We start from the raw sequence: 6,851 nt of genomic DNA on the forward strand, positions 1-6,851 counted from the left end.
GAGAGGCTAGGAAGCAGGATATGCAATCAAGTCATTGGGCAATGCGCTATCTACTGTAACCCTTATCATTTCGCCGGGTTTGAACTGTCCAGGAACCAACACCAGCCCGTCAACTTCGGGTGCGTCACGATACGACCGTCCAACGGATAGGTCTTGGTTGGCGCCCTCAATCAGCACTTCCAAGTGCTTGCCGATCAGAGATTGATGAATTCTAAGGGAAATCTGGGATTGAAGTTCCATCAGCCGGTTATAACGCGCTTGTTTGACCTCGGGGGGAACAGGGTCGCCTAAGGGCTCACTGGCCGTACCGGGTTCAAACGAGAATGTGAAGGCTCCGACGCGATCCAACCGCACCTCGGCCAGGAAATCGAGCAGGGTCTGAAATTCGGCCTCGGTCTCTCCAGGGTAACCAACGATAAAGGTGCTACGAATGGCCAGGTCAGGCATAGCGCGGCGCATTTTTTCTAAGGTCCGATAAACCCAATCAATATTCGCTGGGCGGCGCATTTTGCGTAAGATATCCGGATGGGCGTGTTGAAGAGGGATATCCAGGTAATGAACGATTTGGGGCTGGGACGCCATCAATTCAATTAGCCGGTCGGAGATTGCGCCAGGGTAGGTGTAGAGAAGGCGGATCCAGGGAATATCGGGTACGGTTTTGACCAAATTTTCGAGCAGTAACGCTAGCCCATCTCGTAATCCTAGGTCGTGGCCGTAATCGGTGGTGTCTTGAGCGATTAAAATCAGTTCTTTGACCCCGACGGCCTGAAGCTGACGCGCCTCTTCGAGGATCACGTCCATCGGGCGACTAACCAAGGTGCCTTTGATCAACGGTATAGCACAAAAGGCGCATGGACGCCGACAACCATCGGCGATTTTGAGATAAGCGCTGGCGCCTTGTATCGCGGCTCGTAAGACGCCACGTTCATCGCGACCTACAGTAGGGGTGTCAGGTAAATGGTAAAGCGGTTGCAGAGGATGGGCGTTTAATCGTTCGACCAGGTCTAAAATATCCATCCAGCGCCGTGTTCCGAGCATGCCATCGAGACCTGGCACGTCGCGGGCAACTTGTTCGCGGTAGCGCTGAGTCAGGCACCCTGTCGCAATGAGGTATTGTCCCTTACGCTTTTTTCGGGCTAGCATGGAAAGAGTTTTAATAGATTCCTCGCGGGCAGGCTGGATGAATCCACAAGTATTCACAATGAGGAATTGGGCTTGGCGGGGATTGTCCACGGCTTCATAACCAGCGCGCTGGAGCAGTGCGGCCATGGAGTGCGAGTCCACGGTATTTTTGGCGCAACCTAGGGATACTAGATAAAACGTTTTTTCGCTCATGGGATCAAAGGGGTAATGGTAGGCGTTGGTTGAAGGGGTGTGGGTGTAGGAGTGGACGTCGGTGAAGGAGTAAAAGTTGGTGAGGCTGTAATTTGTGGGGTAGGGGTTACAAGTCCCTCTGCGGTGAAAATCCAGCGTATTGGCTCTCCCATGGCACCTGGGTTTCCAAGGTCGGATTGATTGAAAACAAGTCGAACGCCGGCGCCATTGCCACAATTAAATTCGATACGCTGTTTGGCGCCAAAAGCGTAGGCTTGCCCAGGAATCGTACGCCCCTCGAACACGATTTTGTCATCGGCTACCACCCGCATCCAGACACGCAGTTGGGCGATCACATTGAGTTGAAGTGGCGCGTTGCTAATAGCGGTAGGTAGGGCATTGGTTGGGATGGTTTCGATTGCAACCGGGGTTTCGGTATCTTCAGGAACGACCGCCGTAATCTCTGTGCCCCGAGTTGGGGAGGGTGATTGAGCCAGAGTAGTTGGTACTTGGGCTAAAACCTCGGCAATGGCCGGTGGGGTGGATTGGGTGCGGGCTTTTTGAGCGGCGGAGATGCGCAAGGCTCCCCAGATTGTGAACCCAAGCAATGAGAGAATGAAGAACAATCCCATGATCAAATCAGGGGAGAGAATGCGTCGCCAAGGAAGATCTCCCTCGCGGGGTTTAGTATCAGCGTGTTGATTTTCATGAGCGATCGTTTCTTGAGGATGTTTTCGGGTTTGCTCCAAACGTCGCTCTTGCAAAGCCTCTGCGAAACGCAAAAGGATCTGATCCTCGTTTACGCCCAGAAAGTTGGCATAATTTTGAAGCAAACCCCTGGCGTGAACCAGTGAGGGTAAGTGGTTCATTTGCCCGTTTTCAAGTGCGGCGAGATGGCGGGAGCGAATATGGGTGGCGGAGGCAACTTCTTCGAGGGTTAAGCCTAAACGCTCCCGTTGGTCTTGCAAAGCGCGCCCGATCTCGCGAAAGATTTGTTGGGATGATGACTCTGGGTGAAGATTCTCCGCCTTTATTTGGTTAGGTTCTGAAGGGGGTGTTGAAAGAGGCGGCGTCTCCGGTTGAGTGGTTTCTACAATAGGAGTTGAGGGTAAAATTTGCTCGGATTCAAGCGGATACAGAGAAGGATTCGAATTAGACGAATGGGTTTCGGTTTTTCCTTCCCAAAGATCAAGCAGGGGTTGTACGGGGATCTTTAAATAATTGGCATAAAGGCGCAAAAAACCCCGGGCTTGGACCTGGGATGGGAGACGATCTAGACGATCGCTTTCCAAGGCCTCTAAATAAGCCAAACGAATGTGGGTCGCCTGAGATACTTGTTCCAGCGAGATGTTGCGCTCAGTCCGCGCCTTTTTTAGAAGGGACCCAACCGAATCGGTCATAGAATCCTGTTCTTCAAGTCCAAAAAAAGACCGGCCTGACAGCACAGAGCTGGTTCTGGCCGGTTAGGTATGTTGCTACAACTCATAAGGATTAAGCGGTGGTTTGATCAGCTGTTTGAGGAGCACTTTCTTCGGTAGTGGTTTCTGATTCGAGGGCAACAACCTCACCCTCACGATGGACGATGATGCGCACCTCGGGCAAAAGGTCTACAGTGAGGCGCACACGGGCAAAATGTTCGCCCAGGGTGCGGATGGGTTCGGTTTCTACCTGGTGGCGATTAATCTGGGTGCCCAACTTTTGATTGATGGCTTCAGCGATCATCTGAGGCGTGACCGAACCGTATAATTTGCCAGTTTCACTAGCGCGGGCGGCAAATGTCAGCACTAAGCCATTGATACGCTGGGCGACACCACTCAATTCGTTGTTCAGCGCCTCGCGCCGCGCTGCGGCCTGAGCCCGGATGATCTCGGCCCGCTTGAGCGCGCCCGGTGTGGCCAGAACTGCCAGCCCTTGCGGGATCAGGTAGTTTCTGGCATAGCCGTCGGCTACTTTTTTAACGTCGCCTGCACGACCTAATTTGTAAACATCCTTGATTAACAATACCTTCATGTTTTCAAGCCCTTTCTGTGAATGGATTTATATGCCTGAATGGCAGCCCGTGGTGAAGGGTACAACACCCGGTGCAGGCGGATTTTACCAGAAGGTTAGAGATTCGTCAAATTTCAAGGCTTGACAGTTGTGACGCGCTGCATTATATTATTAATAACGCATTGCGTTATACGCAAAAACGGAGGTGATTTATGGCACGGACAAAAGCGGAAACCCAGTCTGAGACCGAACGTGAGAGCACACCAACGTGGTATGACCTTTCCCGTAAAATCTTGCTGGCCGGCATTGGCGCTGCGGCTCTAGCAAAAGATGAGATTATTCAATTCATCAACCGATTGGTTGAGAAAGGGGAACTTGTGGAGCGTGATGCTCGTCGCCTAATCCAGGAGGTTTTGGAGGAACGCGAACGCTTGGAACGGGAGCGCAAGGCGAAACAGGCGGAGATAGGTGCGGCCAGCCCTGTAACCAAGGCAGATATTGAAGCCTTAAGTGCAAAGATTACCGAATTACAGAAGCGCATCGAAGAATTACGAAAGCAGCAGGGATAAACAAGCGACATGGGAGAGATACAGATCAAGCGCTACAACAACCGCAAACTTTACGATACTGTCAATCGTTGTTATGTGACGCTTGAAGATATTGCCGATTATATTGCCAATGGAGATGCCGTTAGGGTTGTGGATCATGAAAGTGGCCAGGATTTAACCACAATGACTCTAGCGCAAGTCATTGTGGATCAGGAACGGCGATTGGGAGGATTGATTCCCAGAGCATTGCTGACGCGTTTGATCCGCATCGGGGAGGCGCGGTTAGAAGACCTTGGTGAAAGTTTACAGGCTTTCTTAGCGCCGCAGGAATTTGTTAACCGCCACATACGCCTCCGACTTGAACGGCTTAAGGCGCGAGGGGATCTAAGCGAAGAAGAGTTCGAACGGTGGCTAATCAGTTTGCTGGATCCTGACATTGCGAATCTCGTTGAGGCAAGTCATGGAACTACCTTTTCCTTGCCAGAAAAGCATGGCGCCGAAATTGAGCACTTGTGGCGTGAATTGGAAGCCTTGGAGAGGGCGGTGGATGCTCTCGCCCGCTCTCCTAAGGCTTAGTGTTTAGGAGGTTTTAATGTCCTCTAAGTTAGTGTAGTGCTTGGGGAATGAAGGCACCAAAAAAGCGCTGGAATATTTCAAACCGTCCACTACGCCCTACGTGATTAGGGTTACTTTCCTCCCACATGGCACTAAGCGTAGCGACGACATCATTGGCATCTAGCGTTGAACCATCCACAAAGCGAACACCTGAACGGAGGTAAAAGGTCCACTCGGTGGCTTCGGGGTTGGCCTCCCAGGCTTCGGCTAATCCGGGGCGGATATTGGTACCACCTGGTTCATACTCCACTAGATTGCTGTAAAGCAAGCGCGTAACCCGGAGGGTGTTGGGATCACTTTCGTCTGCGGGCCATAATGAGGCCGGTTCGCGTGTCTGGGTGATTCGGATTTGGCCGTTAACGGACCGCATTTCCTCATAATTTTCGTTAATCGGTCCAATGCGTTGTCCTTGAATAGTATTCCGGAAGGCAAAAATCCCGTTGGTATGAACAATAGGTATCGCCGGGACTAATTTGATAATCGTTTCGTTTATTTGATCATATAACTTCTGGCGTTCTTGAGGATCAGATGTTTGTGCTGCTTGTTGGATTAACCTAGTCAGTTCGGGATAAGGATCTCCCAGGGGAGTTGCCTCATAAATAAAGACCCGGGAGAAGAAATCATCGGGGTCGGCATAAGTGGCGCTCCAGGTGGCTAAAAAGAGGGGAGCGTTTCCATTACGCAACACCTGGCTATAGGCTGCTGAATCGAGCGCCAAAAGTTTTACTTTTAGCCCTAATGAGTTGAGTTGTAACCTTATCTGTTGGGCCAGCATTTCTACATAAGGGGCATCCAAAGGTGGGTTTGATGGATAAACCAAAACCAGTTCTTGATTCCAATCAAAGTCGGCTTGCTTTAGCCAGTCTTGGGCTTCCTTGGGGTTGTAATCCAGCCAATTCAAACCAGGCGTGTATCCAAGGTTCATGGCAGGAGGGAGGAATTGATTGGCTAGTATTGAATCAGAGGCTAAACCATAGGTAAGCAAACGGGGGCGATTCAGGCTAAGGGCGATTCCGGTGCGCACTCGCACATCGTTGAAAGGTGGCATACGATTGTTAAATCCCAGATAAGTGACGTTTAGGGCCGATTGGTAGATTGGAGATATATCGGTGAAGGTTTCGAGGATAGGTAGAAAATTGGCGCCTAGGCTGTCAATAGCATCGGTTTTTCCATTACGCAGTAAAACGATCCGTGATATTACGGATTCGTACCAATTGATGGTGATCTTTTGACTTTTAGGTGGTACACCCCAATAATCAGGATTGCGTTCCAAAATGATTTGCTGCCCGGGATCATAGCGTGAGAGACGGTAGGGACCGCTGGCATTGGGAACTCGACTTAATTCAAGTGAATTTCCTTTGTAATGGTTCAAATAGTCGCTATCCTGAATAGCAAAAACCGGATAAGCCAGTTTGGCTGGGAGGGCGGCATCGGGGCGACACAAGGTGATACGCACGGTAGAGAGATCTAGGGCTTCAATGGATTTAATCAACCCACCGTAAGAACAATCGTTGGTATAGGCTCGTGAAAGTTCGGGAGGAGCCGCACCTTGAACAATCTGAAAAATTCCATTTTGGCATGCGGTTATTAGAAATGTAAATAAGGAAATCGCTATAAAGGATAGGAATTTCCACAATCCTGATCGTCGGCGATGATTAAAGACATGCTTCATAAATGTTTATCCTGAGAGAGAAATTGAAGCCGTTGGAAAAATTTACATTTTGATTATAAGGGATTGTATCATTCTTGCACTTGACAGATTGGTAAGGTGATAAAAAGGTACACCCCGTGTCAAGCCAAAAGATAATGTTACCGAACAGCGATCGTTCTACCAAAAGATAATGTTACCGAACGGCCTTCTCCTTTCTGGGAAACGTGGAATAGAAAAGACGAACCGCCATAGAACCATATGGCCTGTTCGTCTTCGGGGGGGGTAGGCCATAGTGTATTACGAAAGGTTGGACAGCAAATGGCCAGGCAGGTAAATCAGACATGGGAACTCTCTTGCTGTTGCAGGGTCAAGCGAACATCCTCCACCTGACCTTCTGGAGCACAGGGCAGGCGGGAAAGGCGGTCAGTCAGAGATTGGATTTCTTCGCGCAAGCGCATGGGATTGGTTTGCTCGCGGCGAGCCAGGCAGGCCGCCTGTTTCTGCGGCGAGAGCGCACCGGCCTGGATGAGCCGCTCCAGGGGTGGCACGGCAGGGTCGTAGATGCGCTTGACTTTGGCAGGCGTCTGGTTGGAGAGGAAGCGTTTTTCTTGCAGGCACAGGACAGGCTGGAAGAAGTTGTGGTACAGCCAGAGTTTGTGGTAGAGTTGGTTGAGTAAACGGGTCTGTTCCACCGTGTCCAGCCGTCCATAGCCGACATAGGCGCGCACCAGCGA

General features: G+C 50.7%; 6 protein-coding genes and 1 pseudogene. 2 read left to right on the top strand and 5 right to left on the bottom strand.

Annotation, left to right across the window (positions count from 1 at the left end; all coding sequences use genetic code 11):
* Nucleotides 1–6 precede the first annotated feature (6 nt).
* The 3 genes from rimO to rplI all read right to left on the bottom strand — a co-directional run bounded on the left by rimO (nt 7) and on the right by rplI (nt 3,324).
* Nucleotides 7–1,335 carry a 30S ribosomal protein S12 methylthiotransferase RimO gene (rimO, locus tag AC01YT_RS05645; protein ID WP_476673492.1) on the bottom strand — a complete coding sequence of 443 codons (1,329 nt, stop codon included), beginning with the start codon at nt 1,333–1,335 and terminating at the stop codon, nt 7–9.
* A complete protein-coding gene (locus AC01YT_RS05650) occupies nt 1,332–2,714 on the bottom strand; it encodes a RodZ domain-containing protein (RefSeq protein WP_476673494.1) in 1,383 nt (460 codons plus the stop codon). Before AC01YT_RS05650 ends, rimO begins: the two co-directional genes overlap by 4 nt.
* A gap of 91 nt (nt 2,715–2,805) precedes the next feature.
* Nucleotides 2,806–3,324 (bottom strand): 50S ribosomal protein L9, encoded by a 519-nt coding sequence (rplI, locus tag AC01YT_RS05655; RefSeq protein ID WP_476673496.1) that lies wholly within the window; start codon nt 3,322–3,324, stop codon nt 2,806–2,808.
* A 191-nt stretch (nt 3,325–3,515) separates the two neighbouring features.
* On the opposite strand from rplI, the gene AC01YT_RS05660 reads away from it, so the two are divergent.
* Together AC01YT_RS05660 and AC01YT_RS05665 are read left to right on the top strand one after the other, a co-directional pair.
* The gene (locus AC01YT_RS05660; RefSeq protein ID WP_476673498.1) at nt 3,516–3,872 is read left to right on the top strand and encodes a phasin family protein; all 357 of its coding nucleotides are present in this window, start codon (nt 3,516–3,518) and stop codon (nt 3,870–3,872) included.
* A gap of 9 nt (nt 3,873–3,881) precedes the next feature.
* Nucleotides 3,882–4,427, top strand: a complete 546-nt coding sequence (locus tag AC01YT_RS05665) for a polyhydroxyalkanoate synthesis regulator DNA-binding domain-containing protein (RefSeq protein WP_476673500.1) — start codon at nt 3,882–3,884, stop codon at nt 4,425–4,427.
* Between the two features lie 28 nt (nt 4,428–4,455).
* Here the strand turns inward: AC01YT_RS05665 and AC01YT_RS05670 are convergent, their stop codons facing one another.
* The gene (locus AC01YT_RS05670; RefSeq protein ID WP_476673502.1) at nt 4,456–6,138 is read right to left on the bottom strand and encodes an ABC transporter substrate-binding protein; all 1,683 of its coding nucleotides are present in this window, start codon (nt 6,136–6,138) and stop codon (nt 4,456–4,458) included.
* A gap of 314 nt (nt 6,139–6,452) precedes the next feature.
* Nucleotides 6,453–6,851: pseudogene (locus tag AC01YT_RS05675) on the bottom strand (hypothetical protein); the annotation flags it as partial.

This window comes from Thermanaerothrix sp. (genome assembly GCF_056331585.1).

Coding starts and splice junctions, on each gene's coding strand:
- rimO (WP_476673492.1), bottom strand. CDS start 1,335: ATGAGCGAAAAAACGTTTTATCTAGTATCCCTAGGTTGCGCCAAAAAT.
- AC01YT_RS05650 (WP_476673494.1), bottom strand. CDS start 2,714: ATGACCGATTCGGTTGGGTCCCTTCTAAAAAAGGCGCGGACTGAGCGC.
- rplI (WP_476673496.1), bottom strand. CDS start 3,324: ATGAAGGTATTGTTAATCAAGGATGTTTACAAATTAGGTCGTGCAGGC.
- AC01YT_RS05670 (WP_476673502.1), bottom strand. CDS start 6,138: ATGAAGCATGTCTTTAATCATCGCCGACGATCAGGATTGTGGAAATTC.
- AC01YT_RS05660 (WP_476673498.1), top strand. CDS start 3,516: ATGGCACGGACAAAAGCGGAAACCCAGTCTGAGACCGAACGTGAGAGC.
- AC01YT_RS05665 (WP_476673500.1), top strand. CDS start 3,882: ATGGGAGAGATACAGATCAAGCGCTACAACAACCGCAAACTTTACGAT.